The sequence below is a fragment of the Streptomyces luteosporeus genome, from assembly GCF_039532865.1.
GTDB lineage: Bacteria > Actinomycetota > Actinomycetes > Streptomycetales > Streptomycetaceae > Streptomyces > Streptomyces luteosporeus.
In genome coordinates this window covers 203,425-226,502 of sequence record NZ_BAAASL010000001.1, presented here as the reverse complement: position 1 = coordinate 226,502, position 23,078 = coordinate 203,425, and the positions used below count along the sequence as shown (strand labels likewise).

Here is a 23,078-nt window from a genome sequence, read left to right as displayed (position 1 = left end):
GATCCGATGAGCGAGAGCAAGCCGGTGGGCGGGAACGAGGCCGCCGGGCAGTTCCTCGGTGCCGCGATCGCCCTGCTGCAGCGGGTGCGCGAGGAGGAGGCGGAGCACATCGCCGCCGCCGGCGCGCTGCTCGCCGGCACGGCCGCGGACGGCGGCCGGCTCTTCGCCTTCGGCGCCGGCCACTCCTCGCTCGCCGCCCAGGACGTCGTCTACCGGGCCGGCGGGCTCGCCCTGATGAACCTGCTCTCCGTGCCCGGCGCCGTCGGCGTCGACGTCATGCCCGCCACGCTCGGCAGCGCCCTGGAGCGCGTGGCCGGCCTGGCCGGCGCCGTGCTGGACACCAGCCCCGCGCAGCCCGGCGACGCGCTGGTCGTCGTCTCCCTCTCCGGGCGCAACTCCCTGCCCGTCGAGATGGCCATGAACGCCCGTGCCCTGGGCCTGAAGGTCGTCGGGGTCACGTCGCTCGCGTACGCGAGGGAGACGAGGTCGCGGCATGTGTCGGGCACGTTCCTGAAGGACCACTGCGACGTCGTCGTCGACACCAAGATCCGCGTCGGGGACGCGGAGCTGACCGCGGACGGCATCGGCGCGCCGTTCGGGCCCGCCTCGACGGTGGTGGCGGGCGCCGTGATGCAGGCGATCGTCGCGGCGGCCGCCGCCGAGCTCGCCGCCCGCGGCATCGACCCGCCGATGCTGCGCTCGGGGAACGTGGACGGCGGGCACGACTGGAACGGCCGCGTCCTGGCCGAGTACGGCGACCGCGTCTTCTTCCGGCACTGAGGCGCCCCGTAGGGGCGCCGTGGTGCCGCGGGGGGTGTGCGTCGTCGACTGCGGGCCGTCGGTGGCCGATCGCGCAGTTCCCCGCGCCCCTTCGGGGCGCCGTGGCCGCCGGACAGCGCCCCGCCAGGGGCGCGGGGAACTGCGCGACAAGCCACGACGTGCCCGCAGATCGACACCACCCTGCGCCCCTACGGGGCGCCGGGCGCCCTACGGGAGCGAGTGGTCCTGCCCCGTCGTGACGGCCGCCGCGCCGGCCAGGTCGATCTGGGCCGCCACCCGGGACGCGATGTCCTCCGCGTAGAGCGCGTCCGACCGGTCGAAGCCGCGGCGGGAGGCGCCCCGCAGGAACGTCACCACCCCCACCGTCCGCCCGCGGCTGCGCAGTGCCGTCGCCAGCGCGTACCGGGTGCCCTCGGGCCACTTGCGGGCCGCCGCCCAGTCCTGCGTACGGTCCGTGACCGCCCGCACCGAGCCGCAGCGCTCGACGGCCTGCAGGGCGGGGTGGTCCTCGCGGTAGGGCACCGGCAGCCCGCCGCCGGCCGGCAGCGAGCCGGCCGGGGTGGCCGCGGCGCGCACCAGCCGCACCGGCCCCTCGGGCACCGCCTGCGGTTCGGGCAGGACGTCGATCAGGGCGTGGTCGGCGAAGCCGGCGAGGGCGAAGTCGAGGCAGAGCGCGGCGGCCTCCATCGGGTCCTCGCACTCGCCGACCGCGCGTCCCGCCCGGTGCAGCTGGCTGCCGCGGAAGCGCAGCCGGGCGCTCTCCTGCTCGGCCAGCCGGGTCTTGGTCACGTCGAGGAAGAGCCAGGCCACGCCGAGCGGCACGGGTTCCTCGGCCAGCGGGCTGGCCAGCCGCACGAAGCCGCTGCGCCAGCAGCGCCGCTCCGGTACGGGGGAGGGGCCGCTGCCCGGGCGCAGGGTCACCCACAGCTCGCCGGGCGCGGGCGGCGTGCCGCCCGCCAGGACGTGCTGCAGTGCGCCCTCCAGGTCCTCCACGCCCGCTTCGAGCAGTTCCCCGAGCGGCCGGCCGAGCAGGGCGGCGCGGCCGGTGCGCAGGGCGCGGGCGGCGTGGGCGTTGGCCAGGGCGGGGCGCAGGTCGGCGTCGACCAGGACGACGCCCCAGGGCGCGTCGCCGAACAGGGCGTCGCCGAGTGCGACGGAGCGTTCGAGGTCGAGCTGGGTGTGCACCTCGCTGAAGGCGCAGTAGACACCGGCCGGGGTGCCGTCGGCGCCGGGCACGGCGGCCGACTGCACGCGCACCAGCACTCTGCCGCCGTCCTTGGTCATCAGCGCGAACTCGTCCACCCGGCGGCCCGGCGAGCCCATGGCGGCCAGCAGCCGCTCGCCGACCTCGTCGGCGTCCGCCTCGCGCGCCGCCCAGCCGCCCAGGCCGCGCCGGCCCACGGCCTCCTCGGCCGACCAGCCCAGTATCCGCTCGGCCTCGCGGTTCCAGTGGGTGACCGTGCCGTCCGCGTCGAACGCGCACAGCGCGGCGTCCATGCCGTCGAGGAGGGCCGCCAGCAGGTCGTGGTCCTCGCTGTCGGAGCCGTCCTGGGCCGCCGCAGCCGGCCCTGAGTGGTGTGGAGCGGTCACGGGATACCCCCTGCCGGACGTGTCCGCCGTGTCTGCACGGTCCTGCACGAGGGGTCATTCAACTCGACCGGGCAGCAGGCCGCGCCGCGTTTCCCGGAGTTCCCCGGAAAAAATCCGGTTGTGGGCCGCCGGCGGGGTTCCTAGGCTGTGGGGCACACGAGAAGGGAGGTGGTTCGGAGCATGATTTCTTTCCGGACGCGTGAGGTGACTGCGGGCTAACGCCCGTCGTCCCGCACTACGCGGTGCCGGCGCGAGCGCCGGCCAATTCCCAGCAGTCACCCGGTCCGTGGGCCGCCGAGACGTCCGCTCGGCCGCCGCGTCGCCGCACGCTTGTGCGGACGGCGCGGCGTACAGGCCCACGGGCCGCCTGCTTTTGTGCGGCGGTCAGGGGTACGGGCAGCCGCCTACGGGCACAGCCGTTCGACGTGCCAGCCGTCCCCGGAGCGGACGTAGCGCAGCCGGTCGTGCAGCCGGTTCTCCCGCCCCTGCCAGAACTCCACGACCTGCGCCGTCACCCGGAAGCCGCCCCAGTGCGGCGGCACCGGCACCTCGCTGCCCTCGGGGAAGCGGGCGGTCATGCGTGCGTACGCCGCGTCCAGTTCGGCCCGCGAGGCGGCCACGGACGACTGCTCGCTGGCCCAGGCCCCGATCTGCGAGCCGTAGGGCCGGGCCCTGAAGTAGCTTGCCGTCTCCTCGCGCGACACCCGCTCGGCCGTACCGGTGACGACCACCTGGCGGGCCAGCGGGTACCACGGGAAGAGCAGGCCGACGTGCGGGTTCTCGGCGATCTCCCGGGCCTTCCGGGAGCCGTAGTTGGTGTAGAAGACGAATCCCCGCCGGTCGTAGCCCTTGAGCAGCACGGTGCGCGAACTGGGCCGGCCGGAGGCGTCGGCGGTGGAGACCACCATGGCGTTGGGCTCGTGCAGCTCGGCCGCGACCGCCTCGTCGAACCAGTGCGCGAACTGCGCGTAGGGCTCGGCCGGCAGCTCCTCCTCGGACAGCCCGGCGAACCGGTACTGCCGCCGCATGGCGGCCAGGTCGTGGGCGAGCGCGTAGTCGGCGGCGTCGAAGTCGTCAGCGTGGGACACGGCCACATCTTGCAGGATGCCGGGCGGCCGCCGGGGCACGGGGGCGGGCGCCGCACGGCCTCCCGCGCGCGGGCCGACCATGTCCCCTGCCCCGTACGCCTCGTTCCCAATCCTCTCCGCCGGTAAAAGACCGGTGTGCCGGACATCACCTCGCCCGTCCGGGCCGAACTCCCCCGTGATCCCGCAGAATCACCAGGCGGACGGCCGTGCGGCGCACGGACCCGTCCTTCTGCGGAGGCCGGGTGAAGTCCCGGGTGAAGTACCTCCGCGCGGGGCATGACCGGGTAGACCGGAACGGACCGCGAGCCGCAGATGCTGCCGCGGAGCCGCAACGGAAGCCACCGTGGCCACCCGTGTGGCCCTCCCCCGACCCATCCGGCCGGAACCGGTGACCCCGGAAGCCGGCACGGCCGGTCGGCAGCCGCCTGTCGAACACGTCCTCAAGGAGCCGCCTGATGTCCGACTTCGTCCCCGGACTCGAAGGAGTCGTCGCGTTCGAAACGGAGATCGCCGAACCCGACAAGGAAGGCGGCGCGCTCCGCTACCGCGGTGTCGACATCGAGGACCTGGTCGGCAGCGTCTCCTTCGGGAACGTGTGGGGCCTGCTAGTCGACGGCGCGTTCAACCCCGGGCTGCCGCCCGCCGAGCCCTTCCCCATCCCGGTCCACTCCGGCGACATCCGGGTGGACGTGCAGTCGGCGCTCGCCATGCTCGCCCCCGTGTGGGGCCTCAAACCGCTCCTCGACATCGACGAGGCCACCGCCCGCGACAACCTCGCCCGCGCCGCCGTCATGGCCCTGTCCTACGTCGCCCAGTCCGCCCGCGGCCAGGGGCTGCCCATGGTGCCGCAGCGCGAGATCGACAAGGCGGAGACGGTCGTCGAGCGCTTCATGATCCGCTGGCGCGGCGAGCCGGACCCCAAGCACGTCAAGGCCGTCGACGCGTACTGGACCTCGGCCGCCGAGCACGGCATGAACGCCTCCACCTTCACCGCCCGCGTCATCGCCTCCACCGGCGCCGACGTGGCGGCCGCCCTCTCCGGCGCCGTCGGCGCCATGTCCGGCCCGCTGCACGGCGGCGCCCCCTCCCGCGTCCTCGGCATGATCGAGGAGATCGAACGCACCGGCGACGCCGCCGCGTACGTCCGGCGCACCCTCGACAAGGGCGAGCGCCTCATGGGCTTCGGCCACCGCGTCTACCGCGCCGAGGACCCGCGCGCCCGCGTCCTGCGGCGCACGGCGCGCGAGCTGGGCGCGCCGCGCTTCGAGGTGGCGGAGGCGCTGGAGAAGGCGGCGCTGGAGGAGCTGCACAACCGCCGTCCCGACCGGGTGCTGGCCACCAACGTGGAGTTCTGGGCCGCGATCATGCTGGACTTCGCGGAGGTGCCCGCGCACATGTTCACCTCCATGTTCACGTGCGCCCGCACCGCCGGCTGGAGCGCGCACATCCTCGAACAGAAGCGCACGGGCCGCCTCGTGCGCCCCTCCGCGCGCTACGTGGGCCCCGGCCCGCGCAACCCGCGCGAGGTCGAGGGCTACGCCGACATCGGCCGCGTCGCCAACTGACGCCGCGCCGCCTCCTCCGGCCTGCCGTCCCCGGATGGCAGGCTGGAGGCATGCGCCCGCACCGCCTCGCCGCCGGCCTCATCGCCGGCACCGCCGCCGTCGCCCTCCTGGCGCTGCCCTGCGCCCCCGCCACCGCGGCCCCCGCGGACTCCACGCCCTCCGGCTTCACCATCGAGGACCCGCGCATCACGGAGTCCAGCGGCCTGGCCGCCAGCCGCGCCCACCCCGGCATCTACTGGACGCACAACGACAGCGGCGACGGACCGTACGCGTACGCCGTCGACAGCCGCACCGGCCGCACCGTCGCCCGCGTGACCCTCGCCGGCATCACCGCCCGGGACGTCGAGGCCATCTCCCTCGGCCCCGACGGCGACCTCTACCTCGGCGACATCGGCGACAACCTCGGCGGCAGCTGGCCGGAGGTGCACCTCTACCGCTTCCCCGAACCGAAACGGCTCACCGACGAGATCACCGTCACCCCCGTGCGCTACACCGTCCGCTACGACGACGGCCCGCGCGACGCGGAGTCGCTGATGATCGACCCCAAAACGGGCCGCGCCTACATCGTCAGCAAGAAGAAGTCGGGCAAGGGCGCCCTGTACGAGGGGCCGCAGAAACTGTCGCCGGACGGGGTGAACACCTTCCGGCGGGTCGCCGACATCGGCATCTGGGCCACGGACGGCGCGATCTCCCCCGACGGCACGCGCCTGGTCGTCCGCGGCTACTTCGAGGCCCGCGCCTACCGCTGGCGCGACGGCCGCCCCGTCGAGGAACTCCCCCGCCCGACCGTCCCCCTGCAGCGCCAGGGCGAATCGGTGACCTTCACCCCCGACGGGCGCACCCTGATGTACGGCACGGAGGGCGCGCGCAGCCGCGTCACACCGGTGGCCCTGACGGGAACGCAGGTACCGGACGAGGCGGCGAAGAGCGCCCCGTCCGCCGCCCCGGACCGGGCGGGGACGACGGACGCCGGCAGCGACGGCGGCAACCGGACGCTGGCCCTGGGCGCGGGAGCACTCGCCGCCGCGACGGCCCTCGCGCTGGGCCTGCGCCGCCTGCTGCGGCGGCGGGGGTAGCCGGGGGTGGTGGTGCCGGAGGCGGTTGTCAGCGCCAGCGCTGGTAGTCGCCGCCGTTGCACTTCAGGGCGTAGACGTCGCCGTCGCCATTGCTGTCGAGGCACATGCCGGTCTGCCGGTTCACCAGGTTGAACTTCTTGCCGTCCCAGTTCTCGTACCACTGCTGGTAGTAGTTCACGGGGCTGGAGCACGGCTCCAGGTAGACGTGCCCCTGCTCGGGACCGTCCGGCCACATGGCGAGGCAGTAGCCCTTGTTCGCCATGGGGTGCTGCGCCCAGGCGCCGTCGGGGTTCTCCAGGTTGTCCTGCGTGTCCGCCCACATCTTCTCTGTGTTGTCCAGGCCGGTGCCGCAGCGGAAGCCCTTCATGTAATTGGGCACGACCGTCTTGACGGTGAAGCCGCCGTTCTTTGTGGGGAAGGCCGCGAGACATCCGTCGGTGGCTTCGTTCGTCCAGCGTATGTTGTCCTTGGCCGAGGCCGACCCGGACGTGCACATCAGCAGGGCGGGGATCGCGAGTGCGACTCCCAGGGCCTTTCCTGCGCGCTTCTTCGACATGAATGACCTCTCGTTCGGAAGGACTTCGCTCCGGAATCTATTGCCGGGACGGGTGACGCAGAAGTTCTTCCTTGCACAGTGAGGCGGCCCTGCCGGTACCGGTCCGCACAGCGACGAAAGCCCCCCGGACGAGGTGTCCGGGGGGCTTCGCTGCAGAGGGTGGGGCCGGGCCGGCCGGCCTCAGGCCAGGCGCTCGATCACGTAGTCGATGCAGGCCGTCAGGGCCTCGATGTCGGACGGGTCGATCGCCGGGAACATCGCCACCCGCAGCTGGTTGCGGCCCAGCTTGCGGTACGGCTCCGTGTCGACGATGCCGTTGGCGCGCAGCGCCTTGGCCACCGCCGCCGCGTCGACGTCGTCGGAAAAGTCGATGGTGCCGATGACGAGCGAGCGCTGGGCCGGGTCGGCGACGAACGGCTGGGCGTGCTTGGAGGCCTCGGCCCAGCCGTAGAGCGTGCGCGCCGACGTGGCGGTGCGGCGCACGGCCCAGTCCAGGCCGCCCTGGGAGTTGAGCCACTGCAGCTGCTCGTTGAGCAGGAAGAGGGTGGCGAGGGACGGGGTGTTGTAGGTCTGGTTCTTCAGGGAGTTGTCGATCGCCGTCGGCAGCGAGAAGAACTCCGGGACGTGGCGCCCGGAGGCGTGCACGCGTGCGGCGCGCTCCAGGGCGGCCGGGGAGAAGACGGCGATCCACAGGCCGCCGTCGGCGGCGAAGGACTTCTGCGGCGCGAAGTAGTAGACGTCGCTCTCGGTGATGTCGACGGGCAGGCCGCCCGCGCCGGAGGTGGCGTCGACCAGGACGAGCGCGCCCTCGTCGGCGCCGGCGACGCGGCGGACCGGGGCGGCGACGCCGGTGGAGGTCTCGTTGTGCGTGAGGGCGTAGACGTCCACGCCCGCCTCGGCGCGCGGCTCGGGGTGGGTGCCGGGCTCGGAGGAGATGACGGTGGGCTCGGCCAGCCAGGGGGCGGCCTGGGCGGCCTTGGCGAACTTCGAGGAGAATTCGCCGAAGCTCAGGTGCTGGGACTTCGACTCGATCAGGCCATGGGTGGCGACGTCCCAGAACGCGGTGGAACCGCCGTTGCCGAGGATCACCTCGTAGCCGTCGGGCAGGGAGAACAGCTGCCGGATGCCGTCGCGCACCGAGCCGACGAGGTTCTTCACCGGGGCCTGGCGGTGGGAGGTGCCGAGGAGGGAGGTTCCGGTGGCGGCCAGGGCGTCGAGCGCCTCCGTGCGCACCTTGGAGGGGCCCGCACCGAAGCGACCGTCGGCGGGCTTGATGTCAGCGGGGATCTGGATGTCAGCCACGGGCGCAGCCTAATCCGAGAAAGGCGGCCCCGAGGTGCGTCGTCCATCGGATGAGATACGGCTCATGCTCGTAGGCTCGTGGCCAGAACCAGCCGATGGGGGGAGTCGAACCCTATGCAAGGTGCTTTGCTCGACGGCCGGTACCGCCTGGTGGAACGCATCGGGAGCGGCGGCATGGGGCAGGTGTGGGCCGCGTTCGACGAGCGGATGCGCCGGGACGTGGCCGTCAAGCTGCTCTCCGACAGCATCGACGCCACGGACCCGGTCGTCGTGGCGCGTTTCGAGCGGGAGGCGCGCGCGGCGGGCGGGCTGTCCAGTCCGCACGTCGTCACCGTGCACGACTACGGGGAGGGCGACCTGGGCGGCCGGCAGACGCTCTTCCTGGTGATGGAGCGGCTCCGGGGGCAGTCCCTGAGCAGCGTCCTGGCGAAGGGCCGGCCCGACGTGGAGACGGCGCTGGCCTGGGGCAGGCAGATATGCCGGGCCCTGGAGGCCGCCCACCGCACGGGGCTCGTGCACCGCGACATCAAGCCGGCGAACGTGATGGTGACCGACGAGGGGAGAATCAAGGTCCTGGACTTCGGCATCGCCCGCTTCGTCGGCGAGACGGCCTCCTTGACCACGCTCACCGCCACGAACTCGGCGGTGGGCACGCCCGCGTACATGTCGCCCGAACAGTTCGAGGGTTCCCGGGAGATCGGGGCGGCGTCCGACCTCTACTCGTTCGGCTGCCTGCTCTACGCACTGCTGTGCGGGGAGCCGCCCTTCACGGGCGCGTCGCCGTACGCGCTGCTGCGCCAGCACCTCGACAAGCAGCCCGAGCCCCCGTCCCGGCGGCGGCCCGGCATACCCCGCCACCTCGACCGGCTCGTCCTGGACCTGCTGCACAAGGACCCGAAGCGGCGGCCGGCGGACGCGCGGGAGGTCGCGCGGCGCCTGGACGAGCGGGTGCTCGCCGTGCACGGCAGCGAGCCGCCGGTGGCGGTCGCGACGCCCACGGCCGTGGCGTCGCCGGTGGCCGCGCCCGCGGCCACCGAGCCCCTGGCCCCGCCGCAGGTCACCGGGCAGGGGTCCGTCCTGCGGCCCGTCGTCCTGTGCACGGGCACCACGGTCGCGGGGGTGGCCACCTCGCTCGCCGCGCTGACGTCTTTGAGCGCGGGCATGGTGGTGCTGCTGTCCCTGCTCACTACGGGTGTGGCGGCGCTGGTCACCGGCGGGCTGGCGGCGGGCGACGAACACGAGACGCTGGCCGGCCTGACCGCGTTGGGGCTGATCGGCGCAACGCTGGGCACGTTCTCCGTCTTCGGCCCGTCGCCCTGGTGGGCGGGTCTGCTCACCGGTCTGGGCGTGCTCGTCGCCGGGTTCGTACTGGCGGCCGTGGCGTCCGGCATCTTCTCGGCGGAGCAACGGCCGAAGGTCATGGAAGCCACCGCTCCCGCGGCCGCCGTCACGAACGGGGTGATGTACTTCGCCCTGCACCTGACCCGCACTGACGACGGGATGCTGATCGCCTCGCTCACCGGCTTCGGCGTCTACGTCGGCACCCTGACCCTCCTCGGCATCCTGACGTCGATCTCCCGGCGCTGAGGATCACCACCTTGCACCATGGCCGTATGGCTGTGATTCGGGAACTGCAGCAGGCCCTGCGCGCGGCCGTGCAGGGGGAAGTGGACTTCTCCGCCTCCGGCCGCGCCCTGGTGACCATGGACGCCTCCAACTACCGCCGGGTCCCGGCCGGGGTCGTCGCCCCGCGGGACGCGGAGGACGTGGCGGCGGCGCTCGCCGTGTGCCGGGAGCACGGCGTGCCGGTGGTGGCGCGCGGGGGCGGGACGTCGGTGGCGGGGCAGGCCACGGGCGAGGGCGTCGTGCTGGACTTCACCCGCCACATGCACCGCATCGTGGACGTCGACCCCGCCACCCGGACGGCCGTCGTGCAGCCGGGCGTGGTCCTGGACCGGCTGCGGGAGGCGGCCGCGCCGCACGGGCTGACGTTCGGCCCGGACCCGTCGACGCACGGCCGCTGCACGCTCGGCGGGATGATCGGCAACAACGCGTGCGGCTCCCACACGGTGGCCTGGGGCACGACCGCCGACAACGTGCGGGCACTGGACGTCCTCACGTACGACGGCCGATCGGCCCGCCTCACCCGCGGCGCCGGCCCCGACGGGTTGCCGGCGGACCTCGCCGAGGGCGTGACGGCCCTGGTGGAGGGCCACTTGGCGCTGCTGCGCACCGGTTTCCCCGCGCTGCCCCGGCGCATGTCCGGCTACGCCCTCGACGCGCTGCTGCCCGAGCGCGGCCGGGACCTGACGCGGGCCTTCACCGGCAGCGAGGGCACCCTCGGCGTCCTCACGCGGGCGACGGTGCGCCTGGTGGAGGTGCCGGCCGCCCGCGTCCTGCTCGTGCTCGGCTACCCGGACGAGAGCACCGCGGCCGACGCGGCCCGGGCGCTGCTGCCCCTGGCCCCGCTGACCGTGGAGGGCATGGCCGCCGACCTCGTGGCAGGCCCGGCCGCCGCGCTGCTGCCGCCGGGCGGCGCCTGGCTGTTCGTGGAGGCCGGCGGCGCGAGCACCGCAGAGGCGGCCGCCCGCGCCGAGGAGCTGCGCCGGGTCGCCGGTGCCGGCGGCCACGCCCTGGTCGCCGACACCGCCGGGCAGCGGGCCCTGTGGCGCGTACGGGAGGACGCGGCGGGCACCGCGACCCGGCTGCCCGACGGCGGCGAGGCGTGGCCCGGCTGGGAGGACTGCGCGGTGCCGCCGCAGCGCCTGGGTGCGTACCTGCGCGACTTCCGGGCCCTGCTGGCGGCGTACGGCCTGCGGGGCGCGCCCTTCGGCCACTTCGGCGAGGGGTGTGTGCACGTGCGCCTGAGCACCGACCTGACCAGCGCCGAAGGGGTGCGCCGCTACCGGGAGTTCTCCCGCGACATGGCCGACCTGGTCGTCTCCCACGGTGGCTCGCTCTCCGGCGAGCACGGCGACGGCCAGGCGCGGGCGGAGCTGCTGCCCCGGATGTACGGCGACGACGTGGTGCGGCTCTTCGAGCGCTTCAAGGACCTGTGGGACCCGGCGGGCGGCCTCAACCCGGGCATGCTCGTGCGCCCCTACCGCCTGGACCGGAACCTGCGCTTCGCCGTCCTGCCGCGGCGGCCCGTGGACGTGGAGTTCGCCTATCCCGACGACCGGGGCGACTTCGCGGTGGCCGTACGGCGCTGCGTCGGCGTCGCCAAGTGCCGGCAGACGTCGGCGGGCGACGGCGACAGCGACGGCAACGGTGACGGCGTGATGTGCCCGTCGTACCGGGTCACCGGGCAGGAGCAGCACTCGACGCGGGGCCGGGCGCGGCTGCTGCACGAGATGCTGGCCGGGGAGGTGGTCACGGACGGCTGGCGCTCGCCGGAGGTCCACGAGGCGCTCGATCTGTGCCTGGCCTGCAAGGGCTGCCGCAGCGACTGCCCGGTGGGCGTCGACATGGCCACGTACAAGGCGGAGTTCCTGCACCACCACTACGCCGGCCGGCTCCGCCCGGCCGCGCACTACGCGATGGGCTGGCTGCCGGTATGGCTCCGCGCGGCCGCCGCGCTGCGCGCCGGAGCGCTGCTCGGCGGCCCGGCCCGGCTGCCCCCGCTGGCGGCCGTGGCCAAGCGCCTGGCGGGCGTCGACGCCCGGCGGGACCTGCCGGTGCCGGCCCGCGAGCCGTTCACCCGCTGGTGGCGGGCGCGCGGCGGCAACGCGGCGGGTCAGGGGCGTACGGGCCGCCCGGCCGTCGTGCTGTGGCCGGACACCTTCACCACCCACTTCTCCCCCGCTGTCGGCCGCGCCGCCGTGGCCGTGCTGGAGGACGCCGGCCTGCGCGTGCTCGTACCGCCCCGGCCGGTGTGCTGCGGCCTGACGTGGATCTCCACGGGCCAGCTCACCCGTGCCCGGGCCGTCGCCCGCCGCACCCTGGACGTGCTGGCCCCGGCGCTCGCCGCGGGGCTGCCCGTCGTCGGGCTCGAACCGAGCTGCACGGCCGCCCTGCGCGCCGACCTGCCGCAGCTGCTCCCCGACGACCCGCGGGCCGCGCAACTGGCGGCTGGCGTCCGTACCTTCGCGCAAGTACTTGTCGAACGCGACTGGCAGCCGCCCCGCGTGGACCGGCCCGTCGCCGGCCAGACCCACTGCCACCAGCACGCCGTCCTCGGCGACGCCGCCGAGCGCGAGCTGCGCCGGCGCGCCGGGCTCACCGGCGAGCTCAGCGGCGGCTGCTGCGGGCTGGCGGGCAACTTCGGTTTCGAGAAGGGGCACTTCGACGTCTCCGTCGCCTGCGCCGAGGAGCAGCTGCTGCCGTCCGTGCGCCGGGCGCCGAACGGCACGGCCGTCCTCGCCGACGGCTTCTCTTGTCGCACGCAGCTCGCCCAACTCGCCGGTGTTCAGGGGCAACACCTGGCCGAGGTCCTGTCCGAGGCCCTGAAGAGCGCTGGTGGGACCGGCCGAAAATGACACAAGCACGCTTGCTTGTTTCCGGGCCCGCTGTCACCCTCCCGTGCCATGCCCTCCGCCCGCCCCGCCGCTCCCGTCCTCCGCGTCGGCAACGCCTCCGGCTTCTACGGCGACCGCTTCGACGCCCTGCGCGAGATGCTCACCGGCGGCCCCCTGGACGTCCTGACGGGTGACTACCTCGCCGAGCTGACCACGCTGATCCTCGGCCGCGACCGGCTGAAGGACCCCTCCGCCGGCTGGGCCCGCACCTACCTCGCCCAGCTGGAGGAGGGCCTGGGCCTGGCGGTCGACCACGGCGTCAAGCTCGTCACCAACGCCGGCGGCCTCAACCCCGCCGGCCTCGCCGCGCGCATCACCGCCCTCGCCGACCGCCTCGGCGTCCCCGCCCGCGTCGCGTACGTCACCGGCGACGACGTGCTGCGCGACCGCGACTGGGGAAGCGGTGTGCTGACCGCCAACGCCTACCTCGGCGGCGCAGGCATCGCCGAGTGCCTGCGCGCCGGCGCCGACGTCGTGGTCACCGGCCGCGTCACCGACGCCGCCCTCGTCTCCGGCCCGGCCGCCGCCCACTTCGGCTGGAGCGCCGACGACCTCGACCCGCTGGCCGGCGCGGTCGTCGCCGGGCACGTCCTGGAGTGCGGGGCCCAGGCCACCGGCGGCAACTACGCCTTCTTCGGCGAGCACGACGTGCGCCGGCCCGGCTTCCCGCTGGCCGAGATCCACCCCGACGGCTCCGCCGTCATCACCAAGCACCCCGGCACCGGCGGCGCCGTCACCGTCTCCACGGTCACCGCCCAGCTGCTGTACGAGACCGCCGGCGCCCGCTACCCCGGGCCGGACGTCACCGCCCGCCTCGACACCGTCCGGCTGACCGCCGACGGCCCCGACCGGGTGCGCATCGACGGAGTGCGCGGCGAACTCCCCCCGAACGACCTCAAGGTGGGCCTGACCCGCATGGGCGGCCACCGCACGGAGGTCGTCTTCGTCCTGACCGGCCTCGACGTCGAGGCCAAGGCCCGCCTGGTGCGCGCCCAGCTCGACGGGGTGCTCACCGCCCGCCGCCCCGCCGAGGTGCGCTGGTCCCTGGCCCGTACGGACCGGCCCGACGCCCCGGTGCAGGAGGAGGCCGGCGCGCTGCTGCGCCTGGTGGTGCGCGACGGCGACCCGGACACCGGCCGGGCCGTGCACGCGGCCTGCGTGGAGCTGGCCCTGGCCAGCTACCCCGGCTTCCACCTGGCCGCGCCGCCCGGGAAGGGCACGCCCTACGGGGTGTTCGAGGCGGCGTCCATGGCGCCCGAGGACGTGCGGCACACCGCCGTCCTGCCGGACGGCACCCGCGTGCCCGTCCTGCCGCCCCCGCGCCGCAGCGGCGGGCGGGGCGCGGCCACGGGCCGGCCCCGGGTGCTGCTGCCCGACCCGCTGCCGCCCGGCCCGGTGCGCCGGGCGCCGCTGGGGCTGGTGGCGGGGGCCCGCAGCGGCGACAAGGGCGGCAGCGCGAACGTCGGCGTCTGGGTGCGCGACGAGGCGGCCTGGCGCTGGCTCGCCCACGAACTGACCGTGGAGCGCTTCCGCGAACTGCTGCCGGAGACGGTCGGCTTCACCGTCGAACGGCACGTCCTGCCGCGCCTGCGCGCCCTGAACTTCGTCGTCGACGGCCTGCTCGGGGAGGGCGCCGCCTCCCAGGCCCGCTTCGACCCCCAGGCCAAGGCCGTCGGCGAGTGGCTGCGCTCCCGGCACGTCGACATCCCCGTCGGTCTGCTGGCGCGAGCGGAGGGGCCGCTGTGACCGTTCTCGTCCCCGCCCTCGACCCGGCGTCGCCCGCCTGCGCGCAGAACCGTTCCGCCATGCTGGAGCGGCTCGCCGAGGTCGAGGCCGCACACGCACGGGCCGTCGCGGGCGGCGGCGAGAAGTACACCGCCCGGCACCGCGCCCGCGGCCGGCTCACCGCCCGCGAGCGCGTGGAGCTGCTCGTCGACCCCGACACGCCCTTCCTCGAACTCTCCCCGCTGGCCGCCTGGGGCACCGACCACGCCGTCGGCGCCTCCCTCGTCACCGGCATCGGCGTCGTCGAGGGCACCGAGTGCGTGGTCACCGCCAACGACCCCACCGTCCGCGGCGGCGCCAGCAACCCCTGGACGCTGAAGAAGGCCCTGCGCGCCAACGAGATCGCCCTCGCCAACCGGCTGCCGCTGATCTCGCTCGTCGAGTCCGGCGGCGCCGATCTGCCCAGTCAGAAGGACGTCTTCATCCCCGGCGGCGCCCTCTTCCGCGACCTGACCCGGCTCTCCGCCGCCGGCATCCCCACCGTGACCGTCGTCCTCGGCAACTCCACGGCCGGCGGCGCGTACGTGCCCGGCATGTCCGACCACGTGGTCATGGTGAAGGAACAGGCCAAGGTCTTCCTCGGCGGCCCGCCGCTCGTGCGCATGGCCACCGGCGAGGAGAGCGACGACGAGTCCCTCGGAGGCGCCGAGATGCACGCCCGCGTCTCCGGCCTCGCCGACCACTTCGCCGTCGACGAGGCCGACGCCCTGCGCCAGGCACGGCGCGTCGTCGCCCGCCTGAACCACCGCAGGGCGCACGCCGCCCCGGCGGCCTTCGACCCGCCGCTGCACGACGCGGAGGACCTGCTCGGCATCGTCCCCGGCGACCTCAAGGCGCCCTTCGACCCGCGCGAGGTCCTCGCCCGCATCGTCGACGGCTCCGACTTCGACGAGTTCAAGCCGCTGTACGGGCCCAGCCTCGTCACCGGCTGGGCCCGGCTGCACGGGTACCCCGTCGGCGTCCTCGCCAACGCCCGGGGCGTCCTGTTCAGCGCCGAGTCGCAGAAGGCCGCGCAGTTCGTCCAGCTCGCCAACCAGCGCGACATCCCCCTGGTCTTCCTGCACAACACCACCGGCTACATGGTCGGCCGGGACTACGAGCAGGGCGGCATCGTCAAACACGGCGCCATGATGATCAACGCCGTGGCCAACTCCACCGTGCCGCACCTGTCCGTCCTCCTCGGCGCCTCCTACGGCGCCGGCCACTACGGCATGTGCGGGCGCGCCTTCGACCCGCGCTTCCTGTTCACCTGGCCGAGCGCCAAGTCGGCCGTCATGGGCCCGCAGCAGCTCGCCGGCGTGCTCTCCCTCGTCGCCCGCGCCTCCGCCGAGGCCAAGGGACGGACGTACGACGAGGACGCCGACGCCACCCTGCGCGCCATGGTCGAGCAGCAGATCGAAGCCGAGTCCCTGCCCATGTTCCTCTCCGGCCGGCTGTACGACGACGGGGTCATCGACCCCCGCGACACCCGCACGGTGCTGGGCCTGTGCCTGTCCGCCGTGCACAACGCGCCCGTACGCGGCGTGCGCGGCGGCTTCGGCGTCTTCCGGATGTGAGAGGTGAGGAGTGGCAGTGATCGGTTGCGTACTGGTCGCCAACCGCGGCGAGATCGCCGTCCGCGTCTTCCGCACCTGCCGGGAGCTCGGCATCGCGACCGTGGCCGTGCACTCCGACCCCGACGCCGGCGCCCTGCACGTACGCCAGGCCGACGCCGCCGTACGACTGCCGGGCGCGGCGCCCGCCGACACGTACCTGCGCGGCGACCTGCTCGTCCGCGCCGCCCGCGCGGCCGGGGCCGACGCCGTGCACCCCGGGTACGGGTTCCTCTCCGAGGACGCCGGCTTCGCGCGGGCCGTCGTCGAGGCCGGGCTGGTGTGGATCGGGCCGCCCCCGGAAGCCATCGAGGCCATGGCCTCCAAGACGCGCGCCAAACGCCTCATGGCGCAGGCGGGCGTGCCGCTGCCGGCACCCGTCGATCTCGCGGCGGTCACCGCGGCCGACCTGCCGCTGCTGCTCAAGGCGGCGGCGGGCGGAGGCGGACGCGGCATGCGCATCGTCCGCCGGCTGCCGGATCTCCCCGCCGAACTCGCCTCCGCGCGCGCCGAAGCGGCGGCCGCCTTCGGCGACGACGAGGTCTTCGCCGAGCCGTACCTGGAGGGCGCCCGGCACGTGGAGGTCCAGATCCTGGCCGACACCCACGGCACCGTGTGGACGCTGGGCACCCGCGACTGCTCCGTCCAGCGCCGCCACCAGAAGGTGATCGAGGAGGCGCCGGCGCCCGGACTCGACGCGGCCGTCGAGGCCGCCCTGCGCCGGGCGGCGGAGGCGGCGGCGCGGGCGATCGCGTACGTGGGGGCGGGGACGGTGGAGTTCCTGCTGCGGCCGGGGCCGGCGGAGCGGGCGGAGCCCGTGTTTCTGGAGATGAACACGCGGCTGCAGGTGGAGCACGCGGTGACGGAAGCGGTGTACGGGGTCGACCTGGTGGCCCTGCAGATCCACGTGGCGGAGGGCGGGGCGCTGCCGGACGCCGTGCCGGGCCCTCGCGGGCATGCGGTGGAGGCGCGCGTCTATGCGGAGGCGCCGGGGCGCGGGTTCGCGCCGCAGACGGGGCGCGTGCGGCGCCTGTGGGTGGACCCGGGGGCGGTACCGCCCGGTGGGCCGGTTTGTGCCCACCCGTCCCTCCCCCAGCTACCGCTGGGGGGACCCCCAGCGGAACGATTGCCCACAAACCGGCGGGGTGGCCTCCGCATCGACGCCGGCTACGCCGCCGGCGACCTCGTCACCGCGCACTACGACCCGCTCATCGCCAAGGTCGTCGCCCACGCCCCCACCCGCCCCGCCGCCGTGCGGCTGCTCGCGCACGCGCTGGAGCGCGCCGAGTTCCACGGGCCGGTCACCAATCGCGATCTGCTGGTCGGCGTGCTGCGGCACGGCGTCTTCGCCGCCGGTCCCCCGGACACCGGGTTCCTGGAGCGGGAGCTGCCCGCGCTGACCCGCCCCGACCCCGACGGGGCTCGCCTGGCAGCCCTCGCCGCCGCGCTCGCCGAGGCGGCCGCAGCGCCGGGCGCCTGGCGCAACGTTCCCGCGCACCCGCAGCGCAAGCGGTACCGCTGTGAGCCCGACGGCGGCGAGGTCGAGGTCGCGTACTGGCACGCCCGGCACGGCGCACCGCGCCCCCACGACTTCCCCGGCGTCCGCGTCGTCTCCGCCGCCGCGACCCGCGTCGTCCTGGAGACCTCCGACGGCGTCGCGCGCGCGTACCCGGTCGCCGCGTACGGCGACGGCCGCGTCCACGTGGGCCGGTTCACGTTCACCGCGCTGCCCCGTTTCGCCGATCCCACCACCGCACCGGCCGTACCCGGCTCGCTGCGGGCCCCCATGCCCGGCACGGTCGTCCGGCTCGCGGACGGCGTCACCGTCGGCGCCACCGTACGCGCGGGCCAGCCCCTGCTGTGGCTGGAGGCGATGAAGATGGAGCACCGCGTCACGGCCCCGGCCACCGGCGTCGTCACGGAGCTGCACGTGGCACCGGGCCGGCAGGTGGAGACCGGGCACCTACTGGCAGTGGTTCAGGAGGACGAGCCATGAGCACCGACGCGCACGAGCACCAGGAACTGCGTTCCGCGGTGGCGGCCCTGGCCGCACGCTGCGGCCCGGACGCCGACGAGTTGTGGGCGGAGGCCGGCAAGCTCGGCTACCTGGGGGTGAACCTGCCCGCCGAGTACGGCGGCGGGGGCGCCGGCATCACCGAACTGGCCGTCGTCCTGGAGGAGCTGGCCACCGCGGGCCGCCCGCTCCTGCTCCTCGTGGTCTCGCCGGCCATCTGCGGCACGGTCATCGCCCGCTTTGGCACCGGGGTGCAGAAGCGCGCCTGGTTGCCGGGGCTGGCGGCGGGCACGGCGAGGATGGCGTTCGGGATCACCGAGCCCGACGCGGGCTCGAACGCGCACCGTCTGGCGACGACCGCCCGCCGCGCCGCCGACGGCAGCGGCGACTGGCTCCTGACCGGCCGCAAGGTGTTCATCTCGGGCGTGGACACCGCCGACGCCACGCTCGTCGTGGGCCGTACGGAGGAAGCTCGTACGGGGCGGCTGCGGCCCGCGCTGTTCGTCGTGCCGCGCGACGCGCCGGGCTTCACGTACCGCCGCATTCCCATGGAAGTGGCGTCGCCGGAGAAGCAGTTCGAGCTGGTGCTGGACGAGGTGCGGCTGCCGGCGGACGCGCTGGTCGGCGAGGAGGACGCCGGCCTGCAGCAGCTCTTCGCGGGTCTGAATCCCGAGCGCATCATGACGGCGGCGTTCGCGACGGGGATGGGGCGGTACGCGATCGGGCGGGCCGTCGCGTACGCCCGGACGCGGCAGGTGTGGGACGTGCCGATCGGCGCGCACCAGGCGGTCGCGCATCCGCTGGCGCAGTCGCACATCGAGATCGAGCTGGCCCGGCTGATGCTGTACAAGGCGGCGGGCCTGTACGACGCGGGGGACGACGCCGGTGCGGGCGAGGCGGCGAACATGGCCAAGTACGCGGCCGCGGAGGCGGCGGTGCGGGCGGTGGACCGGGCGGTGCACACCCTCGGGGGCAACGGGCTGAGCACCGAGTACGGGCTGGCCTCGCTGATCACGGCGGCGCGGGTGACGCGTGTGGCACCGGTGAGCCGGGAGATGATCCTCAACTACGTCTCCCACCGGACGCTGGGCCTGCCGAAGTCGTACTGATCCGCACAGGGTGAAAGGCGAAGGTGCACGCACGCATGAGAACGGCCGGAAGCACTCCCGTCCCCAAGCAGGACCGCAGCCGGGCCACGCGCCGCCGGCTGCTGGAGGCGGCCGTGGCCTGCCTGGCCGAGCGTGGCTGGGCGGGTTCGACCGTGGGGGTGGTGGCCGAGCGGGCCGGGGTCTCCCGCGGCGCCGCGCAGCACCACTTCCCCACCCGCGAGGACCTGTTCACGGCGGCGGTGGAGTACGTGGCGGAGGAGCGCTCGGCGGCGTTGCGCACCCTGTTGTCCCCGGCGCGGATGATCGTGGGGCCGGCGCGGACGTACGCCGTGCTGGACGCGCTCGTCGGGCTGTTCACCGGCCCCCTGTTCCGCGCGGCCCTGCAGCTGTGGGTGGCGGCCGCCTACGAGGAGCCGCTGCGGGAACGGGTCGTGGCGCTGGAGGCGCGCGTGGGCCGGGACGTGCACCGCATGGCCGTGGAACTGCTGGGCGCGGACGAGGCCCGGCCGGGGGTGCGCGAGACCGTGCAGGGCTTTCTGGACATGGCGCGCGGCCTGGGCCTGGCGAACCTGCTGACGGACGACGGTGCCCGGCGCTCCCGTGTGGTCGGCCAGTGGACGGCCCTGGTCGACGACGCCCTGCGCCCGGCGCCGTACGAACACTGAGGCCCGTACGAACACCGAGGCACCGTACGAACACTGACCAGCCGCTTTCGAACACCCCTGAACCCGGTGGCCCGCACCGGCCCCCCTGAGGACACTGGCGCACATGTCCCCCGCGACGGCGTGGAGGGCATCGGTGCGAGACCCCGAGGGGGGATCTTCGAATGGCACTGCGCACATGGGCAACGGCGGCCGCGGCCGCGGCTCTGGCCGCCTCCCTGATCGGTGCAAATGGCACCGCCTCCGCCGCCCCTGCCGCGACCGCCGCCCGGCCGGACTTCGCCGCCCAGGCGGCCTCCGCGGGCCTGAGCGGCTCCCGGGCCGAGGAGCTGCAGCACAAGGTCGACGACTACCTCGCCCGGCTCGGCGGCCGGCAGGTGGCCGCCAACAAGGTCGAGTTCGAGGGCGGCACCGTGGTCGTCGCCCTCCCCGGCGAGAAGCAGGCGCGCGACCTGGGGAAGGCGGACGCGAAGTTCGCCGACTGCCCGTACGAGAACTTCTGCATGTTCCGGGGCACGTACTACACCGGTGACCAGCTCAACCTGTACTACTGCCGGGACCAGGGCCTGACCAACTGGACCGGCAACGGCTCCTGGTGGAACCGCCAGACCCCGGGCACGCAGGCCAGGCTGCTGGGCCGCAACCACGACGTCGTCACGGTCACGGCCGGCGCGGAGTCGTGGCAGGCGGTCTACAACTGGGACCCGATCTGGTACGTCAGGCCCTGCTGACGTCCCCGGCACGGCCCCAGGCGGAGATGGTCACCTGGGGGATGTCGAGGAAGGCCGGGTCCTTCAGGAGGGCCGCGAACTCGTCGAGGTCCTCCTGGGCCACGAGGCCGTCCGCGACCAGGGCGGGCCCGGCCTGGCCGATGAGCGGGGCCCAGCGGTCCTTCTCCAGGCCGCCCATGCAGCCGAGGTTGCCGGTGAAGGAGACGTCCTGCAGGCCGCTGCCGGCGAGCAGGGCGGGGATGCCGCGCGCCCACGTCATGTCGGCGCCCAGGTCGCGGTACTTCTGCTGGTATCCGGCCAGGATCCGGCGGACCGCCGGGAACGGCGAGTCCTGCGCCGGCAGGTGGTAGGGCTCCTCGACGAGCAGCCAGCCGCCGGGGGCGAGCCAGCCGGCCGCCCGGGCGAGGACCTCGTCCCGCTCGGGCAGGTGGCACAGCAGGAACCGGGCGTGAATGAAGTCGAAGCGGCCCGGCGCGTAGTCCTCGCGGGTGACGTCGGCCTGCTGCACCTCCAGGTTGGCGGCGCGGTCCGCGTCCAGGTACCGGGTGTCGATGTCGGCGGCGACGACCCTGCCCTGCGGGCAGCGGTCGGCGAGCCAGTACGCGATCGAGCCGGCGCCGGCGCCCAGTTCCAGGCAGTTCCAGTCCGGCCGGACGGGCAGCCGCTCGATGATCCCGGTGGTGAAGGCGTCCACGCTGCGCTGGATCGACTCCAGGCGGCCCTGCTCCCCGGAGGAGTCCCGGGCAAGCCTGCCGGTGCCGCGCGCGGCGACGGAAGCGGATCGGTCGGTGCTCATGATTTCTCTGAAGCCTCGGTTTCCGTGATCGTTCGCTCGGTCGGGAGGGGCGGCGGGGCCGCCGCGGCGGCCTGCGGGATCCGGAACGCGCGTACGGGCGCGGTGCCGCGGGCCCGGGCGACGTCCTTGAGGAAGGCCACCTCGCTCTGCAGCCCGTGCCCGCCGGGGTTGACGAGCGCCAGCGAGCTCGCCCGGGCCGGAACGTGGTCGGCCTGCGCCCGCAGGGCGGCCCCCAGCCAGCAGGCCACGACGGCGGGCTCGACCTCGGCCTCCGGCAGCCCGTGCGCGTGCACGTGGCGGCGTGCCTGCTCGACGGTCTCGGGGGTGACCAGGTCGCGCAGGGCGAGCATGGCGTCGCGGATCTCCACCACCTGGCGGTACAGGCGCAGGTGCACCGAGCGCGGTGTCGCCATCAGGTCGCGCAGGATGGGGCGCGGTGCGTCCAGGGCCACGTGCGGGACGGCCGCCGTGAGCTCCAGCCACAGGGGTCGCAGGCGGCGCAGCGCGAAGGCGTCGCCGGCCCAGCGGCGCGCGGTCAGGACCAGGGGCAGCAGGACGCCCGCGACCATCAGCCAGGCGGTGATGCCGATGTTGAGCGGGAAGAGGGCGCCCAGCCAGGAGGGCCGGGCCAGGAGGTAGCCCAGCACGATCGTCCAGAAGACGGTGGAGGAGGTGAACCCGCCGGCGAGCAGCAGCAGTCCGGCCCTGAGGGAACGATCCTCCTTCGTCTGGCGGGCGTAGCGCACGCACAGCACGACGCAGGGGATCGTGCCGATGAGGTGGGAGGCGATCAGGATCCACCAGAACGGGCTGTACCAGGGGACGTACTGCGCGGTCACGCAGCCGGAATCCGGGGAGACCGTCTCGTCGAGGGCGACCAGCACCGCGACCGTGGCGGCCATCAGGCCGTAGACGAGCCAGGGGCGCCGGCGGGAGACCGCGGCGAGGGTGAAGTCCAGGATGAGGGCCGAGCTCAGGACGCCCCAGGCGTTCATGAACATGCCGCAGCTCTGGGCGAAGACGAGGTTGCGGTTGATGGCCGCGGTGACCGGGTCGAGGTAGACGGTGATCGAGCCGGCGATGCCGACCACCGACATCAGCAGTCTCTTCTGCTGCTGGGAGTGCCGGGCTGCCGGTATCCGCAGGAAGATCGCCACCCACAGGCACAGCGCGCCGATCAGCTCCACGCGCGAACCCAGCTCGTATACAGACGCGTTGTCCATGCTCCGCCCCTCGTCCTCCTCGCCCCGTTCGGTCCTGTTCGGGCCCGGCCCAGTCCTGACTCGGCCCTGGCTCAGCCCTGGATCCCGAGCGCGGCCTTCAGTTCCCCGGAGACTCCGGACGGCGACGAGGGCGTGAGCCTCTCGGCGGCCGCGTGAATGAGGCTGGCGACGAGCTCCGCTTCCTGCTCCTGCTCCGACGTGTAGTTGTTGCGCGCCAGGAGCCGGTTGATGAGCGTGGGGCTGACGTGCGGGAACAACTGGGCCAACGCGCTGCGCGGGTCCACCTCTTCGGCGGTGCCGTGCTCCAGCAGGATGTGCCCGATCTCGTGGAGGATGATGTGGTCCCGGTGGAACTGGGTCGTGTGTTCCTCGACGTAGATCTCGTCACTGGTGTCGGTGGCGATCCACAGACCACAGGCGGTTCCGGCGAGCGACGTGGGCAGCGTGTGAATACGAATGGGGCGGCCGCGCACGGCGGAGAGCTCCTCGATGAGCGCCGCCGTCGAAAACGGGACCGGCAGGTGCAACCGGTCGACCAATGCCTCGCACGTCTTGCGGATCTGTCGTGTGGTCACGGTGATCTCATGCCCCCAAACCGGGCATCTGCTGAATTCGGTCCCCTGATGTCTGTCGTGGCGCATACCGCAGTGCCCCACCCCCCTGGCGCGCCATCTTGCACCATCGGCGCAGGG

At 74.3% G+C, this 23,078-nt stretch carries 18 protein-coding genes; 11 read left to right on the top strand and 7 right to left on the bottom strand.

All coding sequences use genetic code 11. From position 1 onward, the window contains the following. Nucleotides 1-6: 6 nt before the first annotated feature. On the top strand, nucleotides 7-780 hold the full coding sequence (locus ABD361_RS01065) for a sugar isomerase domain-containing protein (RefSeq protein WP_344432658.1): 774 nt from the start codon (nucleotides 7-9) through the stop codon (nucleotides 778-780). A 207-nt stretch (nucleotides 781-987) separates the two neighbouring features. Here the strand turns inward: ABD361_RS01065 and ABD361_RS01060 are convergent, their stop codons facing one another. Next, nucleotides 988-2,370: a PAS domain-containing protein gene (locus ABD361_RS01060; protein WP_344432657.1), complete on the bottom strand. Its 1,383-nt coding sequence runs from the start codon at nucleotides 2,368-2,370 to the stop codon at nucleotides 988-990. A 404-nt stretch (nucleotides 2,371-2,774) separates the two neighbouring features. Then, nucleotides 2,775-3,464 carry a pyridoxamine 5'-phosphate oxidase gene (pdxH, locus tag ABD361_RS01055; RefSeq protein ID WP_425583101.1) on the bottom strand — a complete coding sequence of 230 codons (690 nt, stop codon included), beginning with the start codon at nucleotides 3,462-3,464 and terminating at the stop codon, nucleotides 2,775-2,777. Between the two features lie 449 nt (nucleotides 3,465-3,913). Here pdxH and ABD361_RS01050 point away from each other — a divergent pair, with 449 nt between their 5' ends. After that, nucleotides 3,914-5,023, top strand: a complete 1,110-nt coding sequence (locus ABD361_RS01050; RefSeq protein WP_344432655.1) for a citrate synthase 2 — start codon at nucleotides 3,914-3,916, stop codon at nucleotides 5,021-5,023. Between the two features lie 50 nt (nucleotides 5,024-5,073). Continuing rightward, nucleotides 5,074-6,099 carry a hypothetical protein gene (locus tag ABD361_RS01045; protein WP_344432654.1) on the top strand — a complete coding sequence of 342 codons (1,026 nt, stop codon included), beginning with the start codon at nucleotides 5,074-5,076 and terminating at the stop codon, nucleotides 6,097-6,099. 28 nt (nucleotides 6,100-6,127) lie between these two features. Here the strand turns inward: ABD361_RS01045 and ABD361_RS01040 are convergent, their stop codons facing one another. Together ABD361_RS01040 and serC are read right to left on the bottom strand one after the other, a co-directional pair. Continuing rightward, the gene (locus ABD361_RS01040) at nucleotides 6,128-6,655 is read right to left on the bottom strand and encodes an RICIN domain-containing protein (protein WP_344432653.1); all 528 of its coding nucleotides are present in this window, start codon (nucleotides 6,653-6,655) and stop codon (nucleotides 6,128-6,130) included. A gap of 180 nt (nucleotides 6,656-6,835) precedes the next feature. After that, entirely contained in the window at nucleotides 6,836-7,957 is a 1,122-nt protein-coding gene (gene serC, locus ABD361_RS01035) for a phosphoserine transaminase (RefSeq protein ID WP_344432652.1), read from the bottom strand. A gap of 114 nt (nucleotides 7,958-8,071) precedes the next feature. Here serC and ABD361_RS01030 point away from each other — a divergent pair, with 114 nt between their 5' ends. The 8 genes from ABD361_RS01030 to ABD361_RS00995 all read left to right on the top strand — a co-directional run bounded on the left by ABD361_RS01030 (nucleotide 8,072) and on the right by ABD361_RS00995 (nucleotide 20,367). Then, on the top strand, nucleotides 8,072-9,544 hold the full coding sequence (locus ABD361_RS01030; RefSeq protein ID WP_344432651.1) for a serine/threonine-protein kinase: 1,473 nt from the start codon (nucleotides 8,072-8,074) through the stop codon (nucleotides 9,542-9,544). Between the two features lie 26 nt (nucleotides 9,545-9,570). Then, a complete protein-coding gene (locus ABD361_RS01025; protein WP_344432650.1) occupies nucleotides 9,571-12,435 on the top strand; it encodes an FAD-binding and (Fe-S)-binding domain-containing protein in 2,865 nt (954 codons plus the stop codon). A gap of 48 nt (nucleotides 12,436-12,483) precedes the next feature. Further along, nucleotides 12,484-14,220 carry an acyclic terpene utilization AtuA family protein gene (locus tag ABD361_RS01020; RefSeq protein WP_344432649.1) on the top strand — a complete coding sequence of 579 codons (1,737 nt, stop codon included), beginning with the start codon at nucleotides 12,484-12,486 and terminating at the stop codon, nucleotides 14,218-14,220. Beyond that, nucleotides 14,217-15,815: an acyl-CoA carboxylase subunit beta gene (locus ABD361_RS01015; protein ID WP_344432648.1), complete on the top strand. Its 1,599-nt coding sequence runs from the start codon at nucleotides 14,217-14,219 to the stop codon at nucleotides 15,813-15,815. The genes ABD361_RS01020 and ABD361_RS01015 overlap by 4 nt, the downstream gene beginning before the upstream one ends. Nucleotides 15,816-15,831: 16 nt before the next feature. After that, nucleotides 15,832-17,847, top strand: a complete 2,016-nt coding sequence (locus ABD361_RS01010) for an acetyl/propionyl/methylcrotonyl-CoA carboxylase subunit alpha (protein WP_344432647.1) — start codon at nucleotides 15,832-15,834, stop codon at nucleotides 17,845-17,847. Continuing rightward, nucleotides 17,844-18,974: an acyl-CoA dehydrogenase family protein gene (locus ABD361_RS01005; protein WP_344432646.1), complete on the top strand. Its 1,131-nt coding sequence runs from the start codon at nucleotides 17,844-17,846 to the stop codon at nucleotides 18,972-18,974. The genes ABD361_RS01010 and ABD361_RS01005 overlap by 4 nt, the downstream gene beginning before the upstream one ends. A gap of 35 nt (nucleotides 18,975-19,009) precedes the next feature. Further along, the gene (locus ABD361_RS01000) at nucleotides 19,010-19,639 is read left to right on the top strand and encodes a TetR/AcrR family transcriptional regulator (RefSeq protein ID WP_344432645.1); all 630 of its coding nucleotides are present in this window, start codon (nucleotides 19,010-19,012) and stop codon (nucleotides 19,637-19,639) included. Nucleotides 19,640-19,800: 161 nt separating this feature from the next. Further along, nucleotides 19,801-20,367, top strand: coding sequence for a peptidase inhibitor family I36 protein (locus ABD361_RS00995; RefSeq protein ID WP_344432644.1), 567 nt, complete (start codon nucleotides 19,801-19,803; stop codon nucleotides 20,365-20,367). Here ABD361_RS00995 and ABD361_RS00990 read toward each other — a convergent pair. The 3 genes from ABD361_RS00990 to ABD361_RS00980 form a co-directional block, all read right to left on the bottom strand. Further along, complete coding sequence (locus tag ABD361_RS00990; protein ID WP_344432643.1) at nucleotides 20,354-21,163, bottom strand: class I SAM-dependent methyltransferase; 810 nt, start codon at nucleotides 21,161-21,163, stop codon at nucleotides 20,354-20,356. The two genes, ABD361_RS00995 and ABD361_RS00990, sit on opposite strands and share 14 nt — an antisense overlap. Beyond that, a complete protein-coding gene (locus ABD361_RS00985) occupies nucleotides 21,160-22,386 on the bottom strand; it encodes an MAB_1171c family putative transporter (protein ID WP_344432642.1) in 1,227 nt (408 codons plus the stop codon). The genes ABD361_RS00990 and ABD361_RS00985 overlap by 4 nt, the downstream gene beginning before the upstream one ends. 71 nt (nucleotides 22,387-22,457) lie before the next feature. Continuing rightward, nucleotides 22,458-22,961: a hypothetical protein gene (locus tag ABD361_RS00980; protein ID WP_344432641.1), complete on the bottom strand. Its 504-nt coding sequence runs from the start codon at nucleotides 22,959-22,961 to the stop codon at nucleotides 22,458-22,460. Nucleotides 22,962-23,078: the final 117 nt, after the last annotated feature.

Coding starts and splice junctions, on each gene's coding strand:
- ABD361_RS01065 (WP_344432658.1), top strand. CDS start 7: ATGAGCGAGAGCAAGCCGGTGGGCGGGAACGAGGCCGCCGGGCAGTTC.
- ABD361_RS01050 (WP_344432655.1), top strand. CDS start 3,914: ATGTCCGACTTCGTCCCCGGACTCGAAGGAGTCGTCGCGTTCGAAACG.
- ABD361_RS01045 (WP_344432654.1), top strand. CDS start 5,074: ATGCGCCCGCACCGCCTCGCCGCCGGCCTCATCGCCGGCACCGCCGCC.
- ABD361_RS01040 (WP_344432653.1), bottom strand. CDS start 6,655: ATGTCGAAGAAGCGCGCAGGAAAGGCCCTGGGAGTCGCACTCGCGATC.
- ABD361_RS01030 (WP_344432651.1), top strand. CDS start 8,072: ATGCAAGGTGCTTTGCTCGACGGCCGGTACCGCCTGGTGGAACGCATC.
- ABD361_RS01025 (WP_344432650.1), top strand. CDS start 9,571: ATGGCTGTGATTCGGGAACTGCAGCAGGCCCTGCGCGCGGCCGTGCAG.
- ABD361_RS01020 (WP_344432649.1), top strand. CDS start 12,484: ATGCCCTCCGCCCGCCCCGCCGCTCCCGTCCTCCGCGTCGGCAACGCC.
- ABD361_RS01005 (WP_344432646.1), top strand. CDS start 17,844: ATGAGCACCGACGCGCACGAGCACCAGGAACTGCGTTCCGCGGTGGCG.
- ABD361_RS01000 (WP_344432645.1), top strand. CDS start 19,010: ATGAGAACGGCCGGAAGCACTCCCGTCCCCAAGCAGGACCGCAGCCGG.
- ABD361_RS00995 (WP_344432644.1), top strand. CDS start 19,801: ATGGCACTGCGCACATGGGCAACGGCGGCCGCGGCCGCGGCTCTGGCC.
- ABD361_RS00990 (WP_344432643.1), bottom strand. CDS start 21,163: ATGAGCACCGACCGATCCGCTTCCGTCGCCGCGCGCGGCACCGGCAGG.
- ABD361_RS00985 (WP_344432642.1), bottom strand. CDS start 22,386: ATGGACAACGCGTCTGTATACGAGCTGGGTTCGCGCGTGGAGCTGATC.